The organism is Bradyrhizobium sp. S69 (assembly GCF_009766005.1).
GTDB lineage: Bacteria > Pseudomonadota > Alphaproteobacteria > Rhizobiales > Xanthobacteraceae > Bradyrhizobium.
In genome coordinates this window covers 21344-41928 of the sequence record NZ_LMUK01000023.1, presented here as the reverse complement: position 1 = coordinate 41928, position 20585 = coordinate 21344, and the positions used below count along the sequence as shown (strand labels likewise).

Annotated in this window: 20 protein-coding genes; 7 read left to right on the top strand and 13 right to left on the bottom strand. The window is 64.2% G+C overall.

What is annotated here, in order from left to right; genetic code table 11:
- The gene (locus GSQ88_RS07450) at nucleotides 1-441 is read left to right on the top strand and encodes a VOC family protein (protein ID WP_159006742.1); all 441 of its coding nucleotides are present in this window, start codon (nucleotides 1-3) and stop codon (nucleotides 439-441) included.
- 40 nt (nucleotides 442-481) lie between these two features.
- Here the strand turns inward: GSQ88_RS07450 and radC are convergent, their stop codons facing one another.
- Nucleotides 482-1201 (bottom strand): RadC family protein, encoded by a 720-nt coding sequence (radC, locus tag GSQ88_RS07445; protein ID WP_159006803.1) that lies wholly within the window; start codon nucleotides 1199-1201, stop codon nucleotides 482-484.
- 119 nt (nucleotides 1202-1320) lie between these two features.
- On the opposite strand from radC, the gene GSQ88_RS07440 reads away from it, so the two are divergent.
- Both GSQ88_RS07440 and GSQ88_RS07435 read left to right on the top strand, forming a co-directional pair.
- Nucleotides 1321-1968, top strand: coding sequence for a TetR/AcrR family transcriptional regulator (locus GSQ88_RS07440; protein WP_246735117.1), 648 nt, complete (start codon nucleotides 1321-1323; stop codon nucleotides 1966-1968).
- A gap of 71 nt (nucleotides 1969-2039) precedes the next feature.
- On the top strand, nucleotides 2040-3239 hold the full coding sequence (locus GSQ88_RS07435; protein WP_246735115.1) for an MFS transporter: 1200 nt from the start codon (nucleotides 2040-2042) through the stop codon (nucleotides 3237-3239).
- 126 nt (nucleotides 3240-3365) lie between these two features.
- Here the strand turns inward: GSQ88_RS07435 and GSQ88_RS07430 are convergent, their stop codons facing one another.
- A complete protein-coding gene (locus tag GSQ88_RS07430; protein WP_159006740.1) occupies nucleotides 3366-3770 on the bottom strand; it encodes a nuclear transport factor 2 family protein in 405 nt (134 codons plus the stop codon).
- Between the two features lie 109 nt (nucleotides 3771-3879).
- Between GSQ88_RS07430 and GSQ88_RS07425 the strand changes: the two genes are divergently transcribed.
- Complete coding sequence (locus GSQ88_RS07425; RefSeq protein ID WP_159006739.1) at nucleotides 3880-4476, top strand: TetR/AcrR family transcriptional regulator; 597 nt, start codon at nucleotides 3880-3882, stop codon at nucleotides 4474-4476.
- Nucleotides 4477-4479: 3 nt separating this feature from the next.
- On the opposite strand, the gene map is transcribed toward GSQ88_RS07425, so the two are convergent.
- Together map and GSQ88_RS07415 are read right to left on the bottom strand one after the other, a co-directional pair.
- The gene (map, locus tag GSQ88_RS07420; RefSeq protein WP_159006738.1) at nucleotides 4480-5304 is read right to left on the bottom strand and encodes a type I methionyl aminopeptidase; all 825 of its coding nucleotides are present in this window, start codon (nucleotides 5302-5304) and stop codon (nucleotides 4480-4482) included.
- Nucleotides 5305-5628: 324 nt separating this feature from the next.
- Complete coding sequence (locus tag GSQ88_RS07415) at nucleotides 5629-6942, bottom strand: mechanosensitive ion channel family protein (protein ID WP_159006737.1); 1314 nt, start codon at nucleotides 6940-6942, stop codon at nucleotides 5629-5631.
- A gap of 213 nt (nucleotides 6943-7155) precedes the next feature.
- Here GSQ88_RS07415 and GSQ88_RS07410 point away from each other — a divergent pair, with 213 nt between their 5' ends.
- Nucleotides 7156-8949 (top strand): potassium/proton antiporter, encoded by a 1794-nt coding sequence (locus tag GSQ88_RS07410; RefSeq protein WP_159006736.1) that lies wholly within the window; start codon nucleotides 7156-7158, stop codon nucleotides 8947-8949.
- A 235-nt stretch (nucleotides 8950-9184) separates the two neighbouring features.
- Here the strand turns inward: GSQ88_RS07410 and modC are convergent, their stop codons facing one another.
- From modC to mepA, 6 genes are all read right to left on the bottom strand, one after another.
- Nucleotides 9185-9850 carry a molybdenum ABC transporter ATP-binding protein gene (gene modC / locus GSQ88_RS07405; protein WP_159006735.1) on the bottom strand — a complete coding sequence of 222 codons (666 nt, stop codon included), beginning with the start codon at nucleotides 9848-9850 and terminating at the stop codon, nucleotides 9185-9187.
- Nucleotides 9851-9852: 2 nt separating this feature from the next.
- Nucleotides 9853-10548: a molybdate ABC transporter permease subunit gene (gene modB, locus GSQ88_RS07400; RefSeq protein WP_159006734.1), complete on the bottom strand. Its 696-nt coding sequence runs from the start codon at nucleotides 10546-10548 to the stop codon at nucleotides 9853-9855.
- Between the two features lie 3 nt (nucleotides 10549-10551).
- Complete coding sequence (modA, locus tag GSQ88_RS07395; RefSeq protein ID WP_159006733.1) at nucleotides 10552-11352, bottom strand: molybdate ABC transporter substrate-binding protein; 801 nt, start codon at nucleotides 11350-11352, stop codon at nucleotides 10552-10554.
- Nucleotides 11353-11525: 173 nt separating this feature from the next.
- The gene (locus tag GSQ88_RS07390) at nucleotides 11526-12032 is read right to left on the bottom strand and encodes a hypothetical protein (RefSeq protein ID WP_159006732.1); all 507 of its coding nucleotides are present in this window, start codon (nucleotides 12030-12032) and stop codon (nucleotides 11526-11528) included.
- 2 nt (nucleotides 12033-12034) lie between these two features.
- Nucleotides 12035-12244 carry a TOBE domain-containing protein gene (locus GSQ88_RS07385; RefSeq protein ID WP_159006731.1) on the bottom strand — a complete coding sequence of 70 codons (210 nt, stop codon included), beginning with the start codon at nucleotides 12242-12244 and terminating at the stop codon, nucleotides 12035-12037.
- Nucleotides 12245-12442: 198 nt separating this feature from the next.
- Nucleotides 12443-13390 (bottom strand): penicillin-insensitive murein endopeptidase, encoded by a 948-nt coding sequence (gene mepA / locus GSQ88_RS07380; protein ID WP_159006730.1) that lies wholly within the window; start codon nucleotides 13388-13390, stop codon nucleotides 12443-12445.
- Between the two features lie 274 nt (nucleotides 13391-13664).
- On the opposite strand from mepA, the gene GSQ88_RS07375 reads away from it, so the two are divergent.
- Nucleotides 13665-14075 (top strand): L,D-transpeptidase, encoded by a 411-nt coding sequence (locus GSQ88_RS07375; RefSeq protein ID WP_246735113.1) that lies wholly within the window; start codon nucleotides 13665-13667, stop codon nucleotides 14073-14075.
- A gap of 352 nt (nucleotides 14076-14427) precedes the next feature.
- Nucleotides 14428-16644: a putative bifunctional diguanylate cyclase/phosphodiesterase gene (locus GSQ88_RS07370; RefSeq protein ID WP_159006728.1), complete on the top strand. Its 2217-nt coding sequence runs from the start codon at nucleotides 14428-14430 to the stop codon at nucleotides 16642-16644.
- A gap of 100 nt (nucleotides 16645-16744) precedes the next feature.
- Here the strand turns inward: GSQ88_RS07370 and GSQ88_RS07365 are convergent, their stop codons facing one another.
- The 3 genes from GSQ88_RS07365 to GSQ88_RS07355 form a co-directional block, all read right to left on the bottom strand.
- Complete coding sequence (locus GSQ88_RS07365; RefSeq protein ID WP_159006727.1) at nucleotides 16745-17206, bottom strand: DUF1801 domain-containing protein; 462 nt, start codon at nucleotides 17204-17206, stop codon at nucleotides 16745-16747.
- 7 nt (nucleotides 17207-17213) lie between these two features.
- Entirely contained in the window at nucleotides 17214-18386 is a 1173-nt protein-coding gene (locus tag GSQ88_RS07360; RefSeq protein ID WP_159006726.1) for an acyl-CoA dehydrogenase family protein, read from the bottom strand.
- Between the two features lie 100 nt (nucleotides 18387-18486).
- The gene (locus tag GSQ88_RS07355) at nucleotides 18487-20454 is read right to left on the bottom strand and encodes a methyl-accepting chemotaxis protein (RefSeq protein ID WP_159006725.1); all 1968 of its coding nucleotides are present in this window, start codon (nucleotides 20452-20454) and stop codon (nucleotides 18487-18489) included.
- Nucleotides 20455-20585: the final 131 nt, after the last annotated feature.

Here is a 20585-nt window from a genome sequence, read left to right as displayed (position 1 = left end):
ATGACCGAGCATCCCACAGCATCCACCGCGGGCGTTGATCACATTGGCCTCAGCGTCCTGCATCTCGAGAAGACGCGGCAATTCTTTTGCGAATGTCTGGGCTGGACCGTCGTCGGTGAACGTCCGGACTATCCGGCGGTCTTTGTGTCGGACAAGCATACGATCCTGACGCTGTGGCGCGTGCAGGCGCCCGAGCAAGCGGTCCCGTTCGACCGCCGCGCCAATGTCGGCCTGCACCATCTCGCTTTGGCTGTTCCGGATCGCGCCGGGCTCGACGCGCTGTACCAGCGTGTCGCGCAATGGCCGGACGTTGTCGTCGAGTGCGCGCCCGAGCTTTCGGGGAAGGGGCCGAAGATCCACTTCTTCGTTCGCGAGCCAAGCGGCCTGCGGCTCGAATTCGCCTACGATCCGCGACGCGAGGTCAAACAAGCCGCTGGATGAGGGCCGAACGCCGCGTCGATACGAAACCCTGCTTCCTGGTCTAGATCAGCCGCATCCCCTTCAAACTCGCGTGCCCGCCTTTGCCGACGATGATGTGGTCGTGCACCGAGATGCCGAGCGGCTCGGCGATGGCGACGATCGCTTTTGTCATCGTGATGTCGGCTTGCGACGGTGTCGGGTCGCCGGAGGGATGATTGTGCACCAGGATGATCGCCGTCGAGGATAATTCCAGCGCCCGTTTTATCACCTCGCGCGGGTATACTGGCGTGTGATCGACGGTGCCGGTCTGTTGCACTTCGTCGGCGATCAACCGGTTGCGCTTGTCGAGGAACAGCACGCGGAATTGCTCCTTGTCGGCGAACGCCATGCCGGTCCGGCAATAATCGATCACGTCGTTCCAGGACGACAGCGCGATGCTGCGCTTGATTTCGCCCTTGGCAACGCGGCTCGCGGACGCCGCCAGCAATTTGATCTGGTTGATCGAGGCATCCCCGATGCCTTCGACCTCGCGCAACCGCGCCACCGGCGCATGAACGACTTCGGCGAATGAGCCGAACTTCCTAAGCAGCGCTTTCGCCAGCGGCTTGGTGTCGCGCCGGGGCAGCGCTGCAAACAACGCCATCTCCAGCAATTCATAGTCGCTCAGCGCGTCCGGTCCGGCTGCATAAAACCGCTCCCGCAGCCGCTCGCGGTGGCCGTGATAATGCGGCGCCTCGGCGGGTTCGGACGGAATTTGCGGTTCGCTGGTTTTGCCGACCATGGTCGCGCAGCATGCCGAGCGCTGCGGGTTTTGCAACCGTGAAGTGCGGAATGCCCCCGAGCCGGCAGCAGCCGACAAGCAAAGACGTTCCGCTGACGCATCTGTGACTTGAATAGGAAATGATCGTTCCCTATATCGCGGTGATGATCAAGATGGTCACAGCTGGCTCGCATGCCGCCCCGGTTCGCGGGCGCCCGCGCGAGTTCGATATGGAAGAGGCGCTCGACGGCGCGATCCGGGTGTTTCGCGAGCGCGGTTATCACGCCTCGTCGATCGGCGACCTGACGGATGCGATGGGGCTGGCGTCGGGCAGCATCTACAAGGCTTTCAAGGATAAGCGCGACATCTTCCTCGCGGCGTTCGACCGCTACACTTTGCTGCGGACCGCGCAGATGCAACAGGTTGCCGGCGCGGCAAAATCGGCCCGCGAACGGTTGCGCGATTTGTTCGCGTTCTATCTCGAATCCTCCAGGGGTGTCGAAGGCCGCCGTGGCTGCCTGGTGGTCGGCAGCGCTGTCGAACTCGCGATTTTCGACCGCGAAGTCGCGGCGCGCGTCGGCGCCAGCCTCGCCAACAACGAGGCGTTGCTGGCGGGGCTGGTCCGCGAGGGTCATCTCGACAGCTCCGTTCCAAGAGGGGTCGATCCGGAGGAGACCGCGCGCGTGATGGTCTATCTGACCCAGGGCATGCGTGTCGTCGGCAAGGCGGGTCGCGCCCCTCCCGATCCATCCATCACGATCGAGATCGCGATGAAGTTGCTGACCTGAATTCCGCTCATTTTGTCTTTTGCTCATTTCGCAACATGAGCATTCCCTCATATCCGGTATGGAGACCCTGCGTGACCACGATTGCTTCTGAACTGCCGCGCCCGCCCGACATCCTCTCGAACTGGCTGACCATACTGCTGGCGATGTCCTGCGGGCTGATTGTCGCCAACCTCTATTATGCGCAGCCGCTGATCGGCCCGATCGCCGCGGATCTGGGATTGTCGCCGCAATCGGCCGGCCTGATCGTGACCGTGACCCAGCTTGGTTACGGCGCGGGCCTGCTGCTGATCGTGCCGCTCGGCGATCTCGTCGAAAATCGCCGTCTGGTCGTGGGCATCACGAGCCTCGGCGCGCTGGCGCTGCTGGCGGCGGCGTTCGTCACCCATCCGCTGCCGTTTCTGATCGCGGGCCTGTGCATCGGGTTCGGCTCGGTCGCGGTGCAGATCCTGATCCCTTACGCCGGGCACATGGCGCCGCCCGAGATTCGCGGCCGCGTCGTCGGCAATGTCACCACCGGCCTGATGATCGGCGTGTTGCTGTCGCGCCCGGCGTCCAGCTTCATCGCCGCCGCCTCGTCCTGGCACGCGGTCTACAAGGTGTCCGCCTGCGGTATGATCCTGCTCGCTGTAGTGCTGCATCGGATGCTGCCGCAGCGCTTGCCGACGGCGCGGCTCGGCTATGGTCAGTTGCTGGCATCGATGATGCACATGGCGCGAACCAATGTCGTGCTGCGGCGCCGTGCGCTGTATCAGGCCGCGTTGTTCGGCGTGTTCAGCATGTTCTGGACCACCGCGCCGTTGCTGCTGGCGGGTCCCGCCTTCCATCTGACGCAGCGGGGGATCGCGATGTTCGCGCTGGCCGGCGTCGCCGGCGCGATCGCGGCACCGCTCGCCGGCCGCGTCGCCGACCGTGGATGGACACGGCCGGCGACGGCGGCGGTGATGCTGCTCACCGCGGGCGGCTTTGCGCTGACGCGGCTGGTCGATTTCGGCTCGACCCTGTCGATGGCGGTGCTGGTGATCGCCGCGATCGCGATCGATTTCGGGGTGCAGGCCAATGTCGTGCTTGGCTATCGCACGCTGTTCGCGCAGGGCGCCGAATCCCGCGGCCGCCTCAACGGGCTCTATATGACGACGTTCTTCCTGGCGGGGGCCGCGGGCTCGGCGATCGGGGGCTGGGCCTATGCCAATGGCGGCTGGGCGCTGGTTTCCTGGATCGGCATCGCACTGCCGCTCGCGGCCCTGATCTATCTCGCAACCGATTCGGAATAGACGCGGCCACAGATGTAGGATGTAGCCCGGATGAGCCCTTGCGATATCCGGGTCTCCAGGTCCCGCATATCGAAAGAGCTCATCCGGGCTACTCGCTACTTCCTACGTACTTCGCATGAAAACGCCTTACGAGGCGGTCGCGGCCTCCTGCCGCGCCACGGGCCTTTCAGCGAGCATCTGCTGCGGGTCGTAGAAGAACTGCTCCTCGAGCAGTTGCTCGCCGCGCCACTTTTGCCACGCGACCTCTTCCATCGTGCGCATGGTGTCGTGCAGCGTGGTAAATTCGAATCTCCAGACAATCGCGACCGTGTCCGCGTCGATCAGCACGGGAGCCAGTTTTCGCGCGTCGATCTGCTTGTGGGCTGCCATGACGTGACGCTCGATCGCCATCAGATTGTCGCGGCCGACCCGCGGCGCTCCGTTGTTTTCGCGGGTCGAAGCGTCGGCCGCGTAAAATTGCTCGATCGCCCCGACATAGTCGCCGGATTCGACCAGGGCCACGAAGGCGTCAACCGTTGCTCTGCTTGGCATCGCGTCTCTCCATAAACCGACCAATAGTCGGTATATACCGACCACAAGTCGGTAAGTCAATCGGCGATCCGGATTGGCAAAGATTTGGGAATGATTGTAGGAAGAGCCGATGGCGACACAGTCCGAGAGGCGGGCGACCACGCGGGCGGCAATTCTCAAAACCGCGCGCCATCTGTTCGGCGACCGCGGCTTTGAAAATACGACCGTCGACGACATCGCGGTCGCAGCCCGCGTCGCCAAAGGCGCGATCTATCATCACTTCAAGACCAAGGAAGCGCTGTTCGAGGCGGTGTTTGCCGCGGTCTCAGTCGATCTCGCCGCCGAGATCGAACGCGTCGCGATGGCCGAAAAGGATATTCTCGCCGCGATGGCGGCGGGGACGCAGTTCTACTTTTCCGCCTGCGCCAAAAAGCCGATCAGTCAGATCATCTTGCGCGACGGTCCGGCGGTGCTCGGCTGGGATCGCTGGCGCGAAATCGACATGGAGCATTTCGGCGGCCAGATCCCCTATGCGCTCGCCGCCGCGATGGAAGCCGGACTGGTGGCCAGGCAACCGGTCGAGCCGCTGGCGCGCCTGCTGCTCGGCGCGGTGACTGAGGCTGCGGTGGCGTGCGCCGGGCGCAGCGACATCGCCAAAGCCGGCGCCGAATACGGCCGCGCCTTCAAATCCCTGCTGGAAATGCTGCGCGTGAAGCCGGCCGGCTAAAACTTACGCCGTGGTGATCTGCTTTTCGCCGTGGCGTTCCGACAGCGTGAAGATCTCGACGCCGGTCGCGGTCACGCCGACGGAATGCTCGAACTGCGCCGACAGCGAACGGTCGCGGGTCACCGCGGTCCAGCCGTCGGACAGGATTTTGACGTGCGGCTTGCCGAGATTGATCATCGGCTCGATGGTGAAGAACATGCCGGGCTTCAGCGCGACGCCTTCGCCGGGCCGGCCGACGTGAATGATGTTCGGCTCGTCATGGAACATGCGGCCGAGGCCATGGCCGCAGAAGTCGCGCACCACGCTCATGCCCTGCGGCTCGACGAAGCTTTGAATGGCGTGGCCGATATCGCCGGTGGTGGCGCCGGGCTTCACCGCGGCGATGCCGCGCATCATCGATTCATAGGTTACTTCGATCAGCCGCTCGGCCTTGCGGGCAATCGCCCCGATCGCATACATCCGGCTGGAATCGCCATACCAGCCCTCGACGATGAAGGTGACGTCGACATTGACGATATCGCCGTCCTTCAGCACCTTGTCGCCGGGCATGCCGTGGCAGACCACATGGTTGATCGAGGTGCAGGTCGAATAACGATAGCCGCGATACATCAGGGTCGCCGGATAGGCGCCATGCCGGAAGGCAAAATCGCGGACGAATTCGTCGATCTCGGAGGTCGGCAGCCCCGGTTTGACGATGTCGGTCAATTCATCGAGGCATTTGGCGACCATGGCGCCTGCCTTGCGCATGCCCGAAAAGCCGCTTGGCCCATGCAACTTGATCTGCCCGGTTTTGCGGGAGGGGATGTCGGAGGCTTCAACGTAGCTCATGGGCGGATCATGCTTTGGCGGGCAGGGCTCTGGAAGGCCACAAAGGGGATTTGAACCGTCTAATTTAATGATCGGAGCGAGCAGTGCAAGCCAAGGTTAAGCCGGGGTTGGCTTGACATCTCGCTTTGGCCTGACAGAACCGGCGCCCGCCCGGGCCGATTTTGAGCCAATTTCCGTCTGATTTCTTCTCTAGAGCCCGATGATTATTGATCGAATCTGCCGCGACCTCCCTTCACCTCTCCCCGCCGGGGAGAGGTGAGAGGAAGCGCGCGGATAGCCCCGGCTTCTATTTCCGGAAGGCATCCGTGATGCACCGGAACGGCATCAGGTCGGAACTTCCACCACCGTGTTATCCACCGGCAGCGCGCCGCCGCGGATCCGGATTTCGCGGACCGGATAGGGCACGCGGATGCCTTCGCGCTTGAAGGCGTCCCACAGCGACAGCATCACCTCGCTCTTCACATTGTCCATGCCGTCGGGGTCGGCGATCCAGAACGTCAACGAAAACTTCATGCCGGCCTCGGTGAACTCGGTCAGGATGCAGTTCGGAATCTTGCCCTTGGTCGCGCGCGGCGTACCGGCCGCGAGTTCGGCGGCCAGCTTGCAGACCAGCCGCGGGTCGGCGTCGTAATTGGTGCCGAAATTGACCTTCACCAGCGTGTTCTTGTCGGTGTAGGTCCAGTTCGTGACCTTCTGCGTCACCAGATCTTCGTTCGGGATCAGGAATTCGCGACCGTCGCCGGCGGCGACCGAAATATAGCGCGTCTTCATCGCGCTGATGCGCCCCGAACTGTCGCCGATGGTGACGAGGTCGCCCGGCTTGACCGATTTGTCCACCAACAGAATAATGCCGCTGATAAAATTGGCGACGATCTTCTGCAGGCCGAAGCCGATGCCGACGCCGGCCGCGCCTGAGAAGATCGCCAGCGCCGACAAATCGATGCCGACCGCGCTCAACGTCATCGCGACCGCGAGCGCCATCAGCGCCAGCCGGACGATCTTGACCAGCAACACCTGGATCGACGGCGTCAGATCGCCGGAGCGGGTGATTTCGGTCTCGGCGAAGTTGCTGACGATATTGGTCAGCCACAGCGCCACCGACAGCATCACGCCGAGCTTGATCACCAACAGCGGGGTCAGCCGCAGGCCGCCGAACGCGATCGACACCGAGTCGAGCGCGTCGAGCGTGGGGTCGAGCTGGCCGATGATGCTCAGCGCCGCCACCAGCCACGCCGTGATTGACACCAGGCGAACGATGAATTCGTTGCGGATCACCGAGGTGACCAGACGTATCGCGAGCCACGCGAACGCAAGCTTGGCGGAGATCGCCAGCAAATAGCTGCGGCTCGGCCAAGTCGATGCCACCATGACGAAGCGCGCCAGCCGCATCAGCACCGCGAACACCGCGGTCGAGGAATAGATGACCAGCACGCGGAGCATCATCCGCAGCGCCGCCGGCCAGTCCTTCGCCAGCGTCGATTGGTCGGTATGGGCGCGAATCGCCGTGCCGGTGGCCAGGGATATTCCGGCGCCGGCCATCACCAGGCCGAGCTGCAAGTAAAACCACTGCGATGTGACTTCGGCGCCGACCGATCGCGCGGCCGAATGCAGGAAATCAAGGATGTCGCTCATTTCCATCGTCGAAGTCTCATCTCTCGATTCGAATGCCCGGCAGGTTCCCACAATCACGGGCGCGATGCCATCGCAACGACATCGCAAGGCCAGCCGGTCAGACCTCGTCCATGGGCACATTGTCGCCGTCGGCGCAAATCGCCTCGAATGCCCTTGGCGTCGCTGTGTGGCGACGATAAGGATGCAGTTGCAGCTATTTACCGTGATTTGCGAGCGTCCATGGCTTCCCTCGACTCGGTCAGCATCGCCATCCTGCTCGGCGCCGTTCTGGTGATGGCCGGCATCCTGTCGAGCCTGCTCGCGCTGCGATTCGGCGCGCCCTTGCTGCTGGTGTTTTTGGTGATCGGCATGCTCGCCGGCGATGCCGGGCCCGGCCGCCTGAATTTCGAGGATGTGCGCACCACCTATCTGGTGGGCTCGGTGGCGCTGGCGCTGATCCTGTTCGACGGCGGCCTGAAGACCCGTTTCCAAAGCATCCGCGCCGTGCTGGCGCCGTCGATGGTGCTGGCGACGGTCGGCGTGTTGCTGACGGCCCTGATCACCGCGCCCGTTGCCAAATATGCGCTCGACCTGAACTGGACCGAAGCGCTGCTGGTCGGCGCGGTGGTGGCCTCGACCGATGCGGCGGCGGTGTTTCTCTTGGTGCATGCGCAGGGCTTGCGGCTGCGGCCGCGGGTCGGCGCGACGCTGGAGGTCGAATCCGGCACCAACGATCCGTTCGCGGTGTTTCTGACCCTGATGCTGGTGGAGCTGATCTCCAGCGGCTCCAGTTCGTTCTGGCATGTCGCCCGTGAATTTGCCCAGGAAGCGGTGCTGGGCGCCATCGTCGGCGTGATCGGCGGCCGTCTCGTGGTGCTGGGGCTCAATCGCGTGGCGTTGCCGCAGGGCCTGCATGCGCCTTTCGTTGCCACCGCCGCGCTGGTGATCTTCGGTGGCGCGCAAATCGCCCATGCCTCGGGATTTCTCGCGGTCTATCTCGCCGGCATCATCATCGGCAACCGGCCGACGCGGGCGCACAATTCGGTGGTGACGTTTCTCGATGCCGCGACCTGGCTGGCGCAGATCGTGATGTTCGTGCTGCTCGGCCTGCTGGTTTCGCCGCAACGGCTGGTCAGCAGCGTCATTCCGGCGGTGGGTGTCGCGCTGGTGTTGATGCTGGTGGCGCGGCCGCTCGCGGTGTTCCTGTGCCTGGCGCCGTTTCGCTTCAACTGGCGAGAAAAAGTCTTCATCGCCTGGACCGGCCTGCGCGGCGCGGTCGCGATCTTCCTGGCCTCGATCCCGATGCTGGTGGGGCTGTCAAAAGCCTATCTGTATTTCGATGTCGCCTTTGTCGTCGTCCTGATCTCGCTGTTGCTGCAGGGCTGGACCCTGGCCGCGGCCGCGCGGCGATTGCATGTGGCGCTGCCGCGCGCCGAACGCGGGCCGCGGCGGGTCGAGCTCGATCTGCCGGGCCAGCTCGAACAGCAACTGGTCGGCTATCCGGTGCGTCCGAAAAGCCTGTATCTGAAGCGTGGGCTGATTCCGTCCTGGTCGAAGCCGACGCTGGTGATCCGCGACCAGCGCATTCTCTCGCCGGTCGAGGCCGATCCCGTCGCCGCCGGCGATTATATCTATCTGCTGGCGCCGCCGGAAAAAGCCGAAGCGCTCGATCGCTTCTTTGTCGACATGCTGCCGAGCTCGGCGCCCGATCCGCATCTTCTGGGTGATTTCACCGTCTCCGCCGAACACACGCTGGGCGAACTCGCCGAGATCTATGGCGTGAAAGCCAATGACGACGACCTCAAGCTGACCCTGGCGGATTATTTCGACATCCATCTCGATCACGCCCCGAAGGAAGGTGCGGAGCTGACGCTCGACATCATCGTGCTGGTGGCGCGCAACATCGGCGGCGGCCGCGTCAACGTGGTCGGTCTTCGTTTGCCGGAGGACGAAGACAAGCCGGTGCCCGAAACACGCAGGGCGTCATTCAAGCGCAAGCTGTCGGAGATCTGGTCGTCGGTGGCGGGGATTTAGAGGGACGCCTTAGCAGTCGCAGCGATACTTTTTTCCCCTAGCCCCTTGTGGGAGAGGGTGGCTCGCATCGAAGATGCGAGACGGGTGAGGGGTCACGGCCTCTCGTTATGTTGCGACCCTTCATCCGCCTTCGCGGAGCCTGTCATCGGGCGGCGCTTCGCGCCGACCCGTTGGCGAAGGCACTTTCTCCCACAAGGGGAGAAGGAAAAACAAGATGAGCCAGTCGTGACAGGCACTACGGCGTCAACACCTTGACCCCGCCGAATGCGGTGATGCGGCCGCCTTTCAGCATCACGATCTGGGTGGCGAGCTGGCGCAACTCGGCGGCGTCGTGGCTGACATAGACCATGGGAATGCCGGCTTCGTCGCGCAGCCGCACCAGATAGGGCAGGATCTCCCGCTTGCGGTCCTCGTCGAGCGCGCCCAGCGGCTCGTCCAGCAACAATAGCTTCGGCTTTGACAGCAGCGCGCGGCCGAAGGCGACGCGCTGCCGCTCGCCGCCGGAGAGCTTGCCGGGGCGGCGATCGAGCAGTCCGCCGATATCGAGCAGCTCGATCACGCGCTGGCGCTGCGCCGGATCGTCGGCGAGGCCGTTCATGCGCCGGCCGTAGTCGAGGTTTGCGCGGACGTCGAGATGCGGAAACAGCCGCGCGTCCTGGAACACATAGCCGATGCGGCGGCGATGAGGTGAAACATGCACGCCCGCCGCGCTGTCGTCGAGCGTCTCGCCGTCGAGCGCGATGGTGCCGCGATCGGGCTTCACCAGGCCCGCGATCATGTTGATTAGCGAGGTCTTGCCGGCGCCCGATGCGCCGAACAATCCGGTGACGCGGCCTTCGCTGGTGAAATCGGCTTCCAGCGTGAAGTCGCCGAGTTGCTTGGCAATGTCGACCCGCAGCATGATCAATTCCCATGCAGCCGTTGCGTGGCGCGCCGCGCGAACAATTCGGAGGCGAGCAGCGCCGCGGTGGCGATGAAAATCGAAACCAGCACCAGCCGCAACGCCGCGGTGTCGCCATCAGGGGTCTGGATCAGCGAATAGATCGCCGACGAAATGGTCTGGGTCTCGCCGGGAATATTCGACACGAAGGTAATGGTCGCGCCGAACTCGCCGATCGCCTTGGCAAAGCCGAGTACCATGCCGGCCAGCACGCCGGGCAGCGCCAGCGGCAAGGTCACGGTCAGGAACACCCGCCACGGCGCCGCGCCGAGCGTCGCCGCGGCCTGCTCCAGCCTACGATCCACCGCCTCGATCGACAGTCGTATCGGGCGCACCAGCAACGGAAACGACATCACGCCGCAGGCCAGCGCCGCACCGGTCCAGCGGAACGCCAACACGATGCCGAGATGATCCGCCAGCCACGCACCGACCAGGCCGCGTCTGCCGAAGGTCAGCAGCAGCAGATAGCCGGTCACCACCGGCGGCAGCACCAGCGGCAGATAGATCAGCGCGTCGACGAAAGCCTTGCCCCAGAAGTCGCGCCGCGCCAAAAGCCACGCGACGCCGATCCCGATCGGTGTCGCTACCAGTGTCGCGATGGTCGCGACGCGGAGCGACAGCAGGATCGCGGTCCACTCCGTCGGGGAGATGTCGAGCACGTCTTACGTCGTCGGGCTGACGAGGTAAGTGAACCCGTATTTCTCAAAGATCGCCTTGGCCGCCGAGGTCTTCAGGAAGGCGAGATAGCCGGTGGCATCCGGCTTCGCAGTCGAGGTCGCCGCGACCGGATAGATGATCGCCGGATGCGAATCGGCCGGGAAGGTGCCGATGATCTTGACGCCGGGTTCGACCTTGGCGTCGGTGGAATAGACGATGCCCAGCACGGCTTCGCCGCGCGCCACCAGCGCCAGCGCCGCGCGCACGCTCTCGGCCATCGCGAATTTCGGCGCCGCCGCCTGCCAGGCGCCGAGCTTCTCGAGCGCGGCCTGCGCGTATTTGCCGACCGGGACCGCCTTGACGTCGCCGGTCGCGATCTTGCCGTCGCCGGCGAGCTTGGAAAGATCGAAACCCGGTCCGATCGCGACGTTGTCGATCTTGGAGTCCTTCGGGGCGATCAGCACGATGCTGTTGCCGAGCAGATTGACGCGGGTCGGCTCGTTGATGTTCTTCTTGGCCGTCGCGTAATCCATCCAGTCGGTATCGGCGGAAACGAACACGTCGGCCGGCGCGCCCTGTTCGATCTGCTTGGCCAGCGTCGAACTCGCGGCATAACTCGCCGAAATCTTGACGCCGGTCTTGGCGGTGTAAGCCGCGTCGACTTCATCGAGCGCGTTCTTCATCGAAGCTGCGGCGAATACCGTGAGACTGTTATCGCCGCTCTTGTCTTGCGCCTGGGCGGGCGACCAGAGCGATCCGAACAGGATCGTGAAGGCAACGAGAGAAATTCCGGCAAGACGATGCATGTGGGTGCTCCCATCCGCGTTCGCGGCGCCAAGCGCGCGCAAACCGGGCGTTGAAAATAACGGCCTGCGACAAACGGAAGCACCTTCCGTCAATCCCGAAAGGCTTACGGCCGATCGGGATATCGCGGTCAAAATATAACAGGCTGAGGGTGAGCCTAAAAGGCTTCCTTCGTCTACTCGGACGGCAGGATCGCCACCGATACGGCATTCTCCCTGGCGCCGCTGATTTCCAGCACGAACGGGCTCGCCGAAAGTTCGTATTTCATGGTCTTGCGGATGCCGTCGCAATCGGTGGCGCCGCTAAAACCCTTGGGCTTCAGCGCGTGTCCGTCCTGGACCACGTCGATCCAGGCACCCGCCGACAGGCTGATGGTGTAGAGACCGGCCTTCGGCGCGCTCTTGAAATTGGTGAAGCCGGCGAAGGTGCCATCCTTGGGCGCGCGCTCGGGCGGGGTCGGCAATTTGGCCTCGGCCGGCGTCAGCAACGCCAACGTGATTCCCGTGGCCGGCACCGCGGCGACATCCGCGCCGGACGCGAGCTTGATTCGGTCCGGCGCGGTCAGTGCAGCGCGCTCATGCTCGATCGGCCATTTGAACTTGTCGCAGCCGCTCGGCTCTTCCGCGGCCCATGCGGAAGTCGAACCAAGCACGACAAAACCGATCAGCAGAGCATGTCGCATGTTCAATCCACCGCAATCATGACGTCGGAAGCCTTCACCACCACGGTGACATGGCCCTTGGCCTTGATGCCCAATTCGTCGACCGCTTCATTGGTGATCGAGGAGGTGACGATCTGGCCGTTGCCGATATCGACGCGAACGTGCGAGGTGGTCGCACCCTTCGTCACTTCGACGACGGTGCCCTTGAGCTGGTTGCGTGCACTGATGCGCATGATGAATCCTTCAATATTTCCTGGACACGACAGCGGCCGTCAAACGACGCCGTCCGTTGATCGGGAATAGATTAAGACCAGTAGCCCTGATCCGAAGCTTCGCCTGCGCTTACGGCGCGGCGATCAGGCATATTACCGCGTTTCCAGGCCCAATCAAACCACCCTGAAACCACCCTTGAAACGACCCTTTGCACCGCTTCATGGCTTGGCGTCTGGCGCCGCCAGCACCTGGCGGCAATCCGGCGGCAATTGTGCCAGCGTGATCGGATGGCTTGGCTTCGGCGGTTCTGTCGGCGGCTTCGGATGAATCACTGAATCCTGGAACCAGTAGGCGAAGTCGGCCGCGCTACAGCCTTCGCCGTCCGCCGGCGGCGGTTGCGGCTCGCATTGCTTGGCGTCGGCGGGACAGGTGATGCGGATGTGGAAGTGATAGTCGTGGCCGTACATCGGCCTGATCTTGGACAGCCAGCTACGATCGCCCTTGGCGTCCCGGCACAGCGCCTTCTTGATCGCCGCGTTGACGAAGATGCGTTGCACCCGCGGCTCCTGGGCGGCGTCGCGGATCACGGCGAGATGGCCCGGCGTAAAGACTTTCGGGTCGACATCGAGCCGGTCGGAACGCACCATCATCACCGCCGACTTGTCCTCCCGCTCCTCGCGCGACAACCGGTGGTCGGGCATCGGGGTCAGCCAGACATCGGCATCCAGCCCGATCTGGTGGCTGGCGTGCCCGGTAATCATCGGACCGCCGCGCGGCTGCGCCATGTCGCCGATCAAGATCCCGGGCCAGCCGGCATCCTTGTGCGCCTTGGCCGACAACCGCTCCAACAGCGCGATCATGTCGGGGTGCGCCCAGTTGCGATTGCGTGACAACCGCATGACCTGCCAGGTGTCGCCATTGATCGGAAGCGCTTCGGCGCCGGCGATGCAGCCTTTGGAATAGAAACCGATCACCCGCGTCGGCATCGCCGCGGGCAGGATCTTGCGGCCGAACAATTGCTTGGCGCCGACCGTGGGATCGTTGGGGTTGGCCAGCGGCGGCAGCGGCTTTGGATCGAGGGTGCCCTTGTCCTGCGCCGATGCGGCGCCGGCACTGGCGACAAAGGCTGCGATCACCAGGGGGATCAGAATCAGGCGTGGGTTCATGGGGTCACTCTATGGCCCGAGCCTAGCATGTAAACAGCCGGCGCGAATGATGGCACCGGTCGCAATCGCTTGATCGGCACGATGGCGCGTCGCCGGGAATGCGTCTCGCGCGCGGTCGCTGCAGGTTAAGCCTAACGGCACGTGGGTGCCCGCCTTCCGTCATCGCTATTTACAACAACCATCTGAAAATCAGATGATGACTCCGGCTGAGTTTTCAGGTGTCGGGGGCGTCATCGTGCAAAGACTAGCGTCAATACGGCCGATATTCGCGGCCTTGGCCTCAGTCGTGGTTCTGTTGTCGGGATTGGCGCTGACGCCGGCGCGGGCCGAGGTCGTGGTGCAGATCGACAAGTCAGCGCAGCGGATGGCGGTGAGCGTCGATGGTTCGATGCGTTACAACTGGCCGGTCTCGACCGGCCGCGACGGCTACGGCACGCCGAACGGCACCTTCCATCCGCAATCGATGGCGCGGCGTTATTTCTCGCGCAAGTACTACAATGCGCCGATGCCGCATGCGATCTTCTTCTATTACGGCTTCGCCATTCACGGCACCAACGACATCTCGCAGCTCGGTGGTCCCGCCTCTCATGGCTGCGTCCGGCTACACCCGTCGCATGCCGCGGCGCTGTTCGCGCTGGTCGAGCACAGCGGACCGCGTAACACGCGCATCGAGATATCGAACTAGCACGCTTGTCAGCATCCTTGGGCGCGGCACCTTAACCGTCCGATAACCCTGTCGATGATTGTCGAATCTTCGGGCGCGACGTCGATGTCGCCGCGCATTCATTGGGCAATCGCAGCCGGCATCAAACATCGATCATGCAACGCGGTGGATTTTGCCCTGCGCGGTTGCAGCCCGAGCCGGTGCGCCGGCGCGATCCCACACGTGTCGCGCGAATTCGCCTGTTTAACAGGCACAAGAAGGCATCCGGCCGCCATCCGAAAAGTCGGCGCCGCGATCATCGGGAGGCAGAAGATACCAATTTTTCAGCTACTTGTCGGAGAACTACCACGCAGAATGCGAGCGGGGCGCGACAATGCCGATAGGCCGGCCGAAGAAGACGAAGAAAACCAGGAAGCTCAAGCGCGCGGCGATTGCAGTCCGCGCGCCGGTCAAGCGCGGCAAGCTCCCGGTTTCCGAGATCGGCGCGACCGTGCGCATGCGCGCCGAGGCCGCGGCCGCCATTGCGCAGGCGCGGACATCCCACGAGAGGCTGCGCCAGGCCATCGACATCCTGCCGCAGGGCATCGTGTTTCTCGATGCCGACGGCCGCTATATTCTCTGGAACAAGAAATATTCCGAGATTTACAGCCGCAGCTCCGACCTGTTCGAGCCGGGCGCGCGCCTGCAAGATACTATCCGCATCGGCGTCGAGCGCGGCGATTATCCCGAGGCGATCGGCCGCGAGGAAGCGTGGATCGCCGAGCGGCTCACCAGGCTCTATCAGCCCGGGGAACGCCATGAGCAGGTGCTCGCCGACGGCCGCTGCATTCTGATCGAGGAACGGCTGACCGAGGATGGCGGCGTCATCGGCCTGCGCGTCGATATCACCGAACTGAAGCAGCGCGAGGCTTCGTTCAGGCTGCTGTTCGATTCCAATCCGGTTCCGATGATCGTCTGCGCGCTGGACGACGAGCGCATCCTGGGCGTCAATGACGCGGCGATCGCGCATTACGGCTATAGCCGCGCGGAATTCGAAAAGCTCACCATCGGCAACGTGCAGGCCTTCGACTCCCAACCGCCCTGGGCCGGCGACCATTCGAGCGACGAATTGACCGCCCGCACCTGGAAACATGTCAGGGCCGACGGCGCCCTGATCGATCTGGCGATCTATTCGCGGCAACTGGTGTATGGCGACCGACCCGCCGTGCTGCTGTCGCTGATGGACATCACCGAGCGCAAGCGCGCCGAGGCGCGGCTCGCCTTCATGGCGCAGCACGACGGCCTGACCGGGCTGCCGAACCGCGGCCTGCTGCGCCAGGAGATCGATGAGATGCTGCAGCATACCAGGCGCAGTTCGGACAAGATGGCCGTGCTGATGCTTGGGCTCGACAATTTCAAGGCGGTCAACGACACGCTTGGCCATGGTGTCGGCGACAAGCTGTTGCGCAGCGTCGCCAAGCGCCTGCGATCGACCCTGCGCGAGCAGGACACGCTCGCCCGGCTCAATTCCGACGAATTCGCGATCATCCAGAGCGGGCTGGCCCGGCCGGAAGATGCCGTCCTGCTGGCGCGGCGGCTGTTGGAGGCGATCGGCGAACCTTATTTGCTGGATGGCCATTCCGTCGTGATCGGCGCCAGCATCGGCATTGCGATGGCGCCCGGCGACGGCGAGGAGTCCGAGAAACTGCTCAAACACGCCGATATGGCGCTTTCCCGCGCCAAGAACGATTCTCGCGGCACCTTCAGCTTCTTCGAGTCCGGCATGGACGCGCGCGCCCAAGGCCGTCGCAAGATCGAGATCGATCTGCGCGACGCGATCCAAAGCGAGGTGCTGCGGCCGTATTATCAGCCGCTGATCGATCTTTCGAGCGGACGCATTACCGGCTTCGAGGCGCTGGTGCGCTGGCCGCATCCCGAACGCGGCATGGTTTCGCCGGCTGAATTCATTCCGGTGGCCGAAGAGACCGGCCTGATCAATGCGCTCGGCGGCCTGATGCTGCGCCGTGCCTGCATGGACGCCGTACTTTGGCCGGACGACGTCCGGGTCGCGGTAAATCTGTCGCCGCTGCAATTCCGCGCCGGCAATCTGTTGTCGGTGGTGATGGAAGCGTTGAAGCAATCCGGCCTGCCGGCCAAGCGGCTGGAACTCGAGATCACCGAGACGCTGCTGCTGGAAAAGAGCAGCCAGGTGTTGGCGACGCTGCATGCGTTGCGTGCGCTCGGGGTGCGCATCTCGATGGATGATTTCGGCACCGGCTATTCGAGCCTGAGCTATCTGCGCAGCTTCCCGTTCGACAAGATCAAGATCGACCAATCGTTTGTGCGCGGTCTTGGGACCAATAACGACGCCCAGGCGATCGTGCGGGCGATCATCAGCCTCGGCGTTGGCCTCGGCGTCACCATCACCGCTGAAGGCGTCGAGACCGAAGCCGAATTGGCCTGCCTGCGATCCGAGGGCTGCCATGAGGGGCAAGGCTTTCTGTTCAGCCACGCCCGGCCCAATGCCGAGATCGTCGCGATGCTGACGGCCCAGCGCGGAATCGATGGCGGGGCTTTGACCGCCGTCGCGAAGGCCGCGCGCGTCGCTTGACGTACATAACTCCGTCATTGCGAGGAGCGAAGCGACGAAGCAATCCAGTTCTTGCTTGTTGTCCTGGATTGCTTCGCTTCGCTCGCAATGACGGTGGAAACTATCGCGTCCCGCCGCCCTTCCGCTTGTTCAAATGATAGGTCAGCGCTAACGCCACGCAGTGGCGCAGCGCCGGTTCGGGCACCTCGTCGTCCGCGTTCAGGATGATGCTTCGATTGCCGCCATAGCTCAGTTCGGCCGGATACAGTTCGCGGAAGGTCTCGACCAGATTGGTCTGGCAATGGAAGTAAATCGCGTATTGGTTGGCCGATTTCATCCGGTCGATCCGGATCGTGCTGCCGCTCTTGGTCGTCGGCGTGAGATAGCTCGGCTGCCCCCATTTGAGGGTCTCCTGGAGCGGGCCGACGCCCTCGACGGTCCTTGCGGTGTCGAAGATCAGCCGGCGTAGCGCCAGCAATCTTGCCTTGAGCGGCTTTGGATAGGAGTCGAAAGCGGCCTCGACGGCCGGGTCTGAAAAGCCCGAGCGCGTCTTGTTTGGGGAATTCGTCTTGTTCGGGCTCATCGCGGGCTCACGTGACATCTGTACCGGCGCCGGGATCGGTCGCCAGGATGGCGCGGCCGACATCCTCATAGTGGGTATCGCGGGCCTGGATCTGCTGGGCGATCGCATGCATGTCGCGGAAGCGGCGCTCGAACGGGTTCGCGCTGAACACGGCGGTCGCGCCCGCCATGTGATAGGCGGTGTCGACCACCGAGGCCGATTGATGAATGGTCCAGGTCGCGGCGAGCCGAAGTGCGGCGCGATGCGCTTCGGTATATTTCCCGGTCCGTGTCAGGTCACCCCACACCTCGGCCGCCGTCGCGTAGAGATAGGCGCGCGCCGCGCGCCAATTGCCTTCGGAGCGGCCGATCAAGCCCTGCACCGCATTGTTCTCGCGCATCGCCTTGATGCCCTGGGGCGTCTTGCCACGCGCCAGATCGGTCGCGGCATCGAGCGTCGCGCGCGCGACGCCGAGCGCGACCGCGGCGAAGCCCATGCCAAAGGTGATGTGGGTCGTGAGCTGGTAGAGCGGGCCTTTTTCAAGCACCGCCGCCGGATCGTCCCGCCGCGCCGCGAAGCGCTCCGGCACGAACAAATTGTCGACCGAATAGGAGTCGGTGCCGGTGCCTCGAAGACCGATCACGTCCCAGACGTCGTACATCGTGGCGCTCGCGATCGGGAACAGGATCGTGATGATGTCGGGCGTGCCGTCGGCCTTGAGCCGCTTCTTGCCATCGGCCTCGACGACCTGGACATGGGCGCCGAGCCAGTTGGCCTGACGCGATCCGCTGGCGAAGTTCCAGCGGCCATAGGCGCGGTAGCCGCCGGGCACCGCCTGCACCTCGCCTGCAACCGCACCCCAGGCCAGAATGCTGTCGGGCGCGCCGAAAATCTCGCGCGCCGTCGCAGGGTCGAGATAGGCCGCGGTCATGGCGCAGACGCTGCATTGGCCAAGGCACCATGCCGTGGAGGCGTCGGCCTTCGCCACTTCTTCCTGCATCCGCATGAAGACCTCGAGCGGGGCCTCGGCGCCGCCGAGGCTCTGCGGCAGCAGCGAACGGTACAGCCCGTTCTCGATCAAGGCCGAGACCACCGGCGGCGTCAGCCGTCGGGTCCGTTCGATTTCGTCGGCCTCTTGCGCAATCAGCGGCGCCAGCGCTCGCGCGCGCTCGATAAGTCCGAAGCCGGGAAGCTTGTTCATGGGTTTCCTCGCCCCTTTGGCAGGGTGCTTGTTGAGTGAAGACCCATGGTGGGCCATCCGCCGCCACCGATCAAGATGGGCGGGACGGCGCGGGGCGGGCCTATGCGGCGTTGCGCAGCCCGGCCAGGAACGTATCGACGCTGGTGAACAGCGTCGCGGCGTGCTGGCTGAGTTCACCGGAGGCGACCAGCACGTTATCGGCCAGCGCGCGCGACTGATCGGCGGCCTGGCTCGCGCCCGCGACATTGAGTGAGACTTCGCCGGTGCCGGCGGCGGCCTGCTGCACGCTTCGCGCGATCTCACGGGTCGCCGAATCCTGTTCCTCGACGGCGGCCGCGATCGTGGTTGCGATGCCGCTGATTTCCCGGATCGTGGTGCTGATGTCGCCGATCGCGATCACGCAGGTGCCGGTGGCGGACTGGATCGCGCTGACCTGGCCGGCGATCTCCTCGGTGGCCTTCGCGGTCTGGCTGGCGAGTTCCTTCACCTCGGCGGCGACTACGGCAAAGCCCCGGCCGGCGTCACCGGCGCGGGCGGCCTCGATGGTGGCGTTGAGCGCCAGCAGGTTGGTCTGGCTGGCGATAGCGCCGATCAAACGCAGCACGTCGCCGATCTTTTCGCCGGCGGCGGAGAGGCTGCCGACCATCTCGGTGGTTTGCCCGGCCTTGACCACCGCGCCATCGGCGACCTGGCTCGAATGGGTGACCTGGCGGCCGATCTCGGCAACCGACGACGCCAGTTCCTCGGTGGCCGCGGCGACGGTGTTGACGCTGGCCGACGCTTCGTCTGACGCGGCGGCGGCCGCGGCCGCGCGTTGCGATGTGCCGTTGACGCTGGTGGTGATCTCGCTGGCGACGCGCTGCATATCCTTGGTCGCCTGCGCCACCGCCGAGACCACGCTCTTCACGTCGGCCTCGAAGCGGTCGGCCATCTGGCGCTGCAAGGCTTTCTTTTCGACCTCGGTCTGCCGTTTGGCGGCCTCCTGCGCGTCGCGCAGCGAATTGGCCTCGATCATGTTGCGACGGAATACATCGACCGCCGCCGCCATGCTGCCGAGTTCGTCCTTGCGGTCGCCGCCGGGAATTTTCACGTCGGTATCGCCGCTGGAGAGCCGATTCATCACGGCGGTGATCGCGGTCAGCGGCCGCGACAGGCCGCGGCCGAGCAGGAAGGCCAGCAGAACCGCGGCGGCCAGAATGATGACGGTGCCGATCATCAGATCGTGTTGCGAGCTGGCCGCGGCCGTCTCATAGGCGGTGGTGTCCTTGATGACTTCAAGTACCGCGACCGGCTGGCCGGCATAGTTCTTGATCTGGCTGAGATAAAGCGCGGCCGGATGACCGTCCAGGCTGGCGTCGCGCTGCAATGCTGCGCCATTGAACGCACTTTTCATCTCGTCCTGCGTCGCGATCACACGCTCGCCGAAGGTCGATGCCAGTGTCTTGAAGGTGCCTCCTTCGAGCCAGTGCACGGCAAGATCGACGCCGAAGCGCTGCTTGGCGCGGTCTACGAATTCCTTGCCGAAGGGCACGCCGATATCGACCACCGCCAGGCTCTTGCCGTCGCGCATGACCGGCGTCATGGCGAAAATGCTCAGCGAATCCCGTCCCGGCTCGACGCCGACGATCGGTTTGCCGGTCCTGTTCGACTCCACCACCGTGGCGCGGCGCGACGAGATGTCGTCGCCGAACGTCTTCGGATCATGAGCGCGGAAGAAGGCGATGGCAGGCGGGGCGTGGAAACTGATCAGCGGGATTCCTTGCGCCTTCAGCGCCGCCGATGTTCCGTGCAGCAGCGCGTCGAGCTTGTCGCGGTCGCCGTTGGCGAGGGCATCGCCCGTTGCGGGCAGGCTCGCGATGGTGGCGCTGACCGCGAGCGCGGCCCGCCCCTCGTAGTCGAGCGCGGCGATCACGCTGTCATATTGCAGTTTGAGCTGCTGCTCGAGCGCCAGCCGGGTCAGCGCGCGCTGCTGCATCATCGAAAAGGTGCCGAGAATGGCGCAGGCCGCGGCGACGGTCAGGGAAATCGCCAGAACGAGCCGGGCGCCGATCGATCGAAGCTTGAACATGGGATGCCGAAATTCCGCGAGAAAGAGGACTGCGGGAAAGTCCCAGAAACTCCTTAAGATTTACGCATGATGAGGGGCCGGCCGGCATTTCCGCAGGCATTCCGGGTCTGCGCTGCGCGCATCCCGGAAGG

Bases quoted from the DNA above. Each gene is read 5' to 3' on its own strand.
- modA (WP_159006733.1), bottom strand. From the start codon at position 11,352: ATGCATCGTCTTGCCGGAATTTCTCTCGTTGCCTTCACGATCCTGTTC.
- GSQ88_RS07355 (WP_159006725.1), bottom strand. From the start codon at position 20,454: ATGTTCAAGCTTCGATCGATCGGCGCCCGGCTCGTTCTGGCGATTTCC.
- mepA (WP_159006730.1), bottom strand. From the start codon at position 13,390: ATGAACCCACGCCTGATTCTGATCCCCCTGGTGATCGCAGCCTTTGTC.
- map (WP_159006738.1), bottom strand. From the start codon at position 5,304: ATGAGCTACGTTGAAGCCTCCGACATCCCCTCCCGCAAAACCGGGCAG.
- GSQ88_RS07415 (WP_159006737.1), bottom strand. From the start codon at position 6,942: ATGGAAATGAGCGACATCCTTGATTTCCTGCATTCGGCCGCGCGATCG.
- GSQ88_RS07390 (WP_159006732.1), bottom strand. From the start codon at position 12,032: ATGCGACATGCTCTGCTGATCGGTTTTGTCGTGCTTGGTTCGACTTCC.
- GSQ88_RS07440 (WP_246735117.1), top strand. From the start codon at position 1,321: ATGATCGTTCCCTATATCGCGGTGATGATCAAGATGGTCACAGCTGGC.
- GSQ88_RS07450 (WP_159006742.1), top strand. From the start codon at position 1: ATGACCGAGCATCCCACAGCATCCACCGCGGGCGTTGATCACATTGGC.
- radC (WP_159006803.1), bottom strand. From the start codon at position 1,201: ATGGTCGGCAAAACCAGCGAACCGCAAATTCCGTCCGAACCCGCCGAG.
- GSQ88_RS07365 (WP_159006727.1), bottom strand. From the start codon at position 17,206: ATGAGCCCGAACAAGACGAATTCCCCAAACAAGACGCGCTCGGGCTTT.
- GSQ88_RS07430 (WP_159006740.1), bottom strand. From the start codon at position 3,770: ATGCCAAGCAGAGCAACGGTTGACGCCTTCGTGGCCCTGGTCGAATCC.
- GSQ88_RS07410 (WP_159006736.1), top strand. From the start codon at position 7,156: ATGGCTTCCCTCGACTCGGTCAGCATCGCCATCCTGCTCGGCGCCGTT.
- GSQ88_RS07360 (WP_159006726.1), bottom strand. From the start codon at position 18,386: ATGAACAAGCTTCCCGGCTTCGGACTTATCGAGCGCGCGCGAGCGCTG.
- modC (WP_159006735.1), bottom strand. From the start codon at position 9,850: ATGCTGCGGGTCGACATTGCCAAGCAACTCGGCGACTTCACGCTGGAA.
- GSQ88_RS07370 (WP_159006728.1), top strand. From the start codon at position 14,428: ATGCCGATAGGCCGGCCGAAGAAGACGAAGAAAACCAGGAAGCTCAAG.
- GSQ88_RS07425 (WP_159006739.1), top strand. From the start codon at position 3,880: ATGGCGACACAGTCCGAGAGGCGGGCGACCACGCGGGCGGCAATTCTC.
- GSQ88_RS07385 (WP_159006731.1), bottom strand. From the start codon at position 12,244: ATGCGCATCAGTGCACGCAACCAGCTCAAGGGCACCGTCGTCGAAGTG.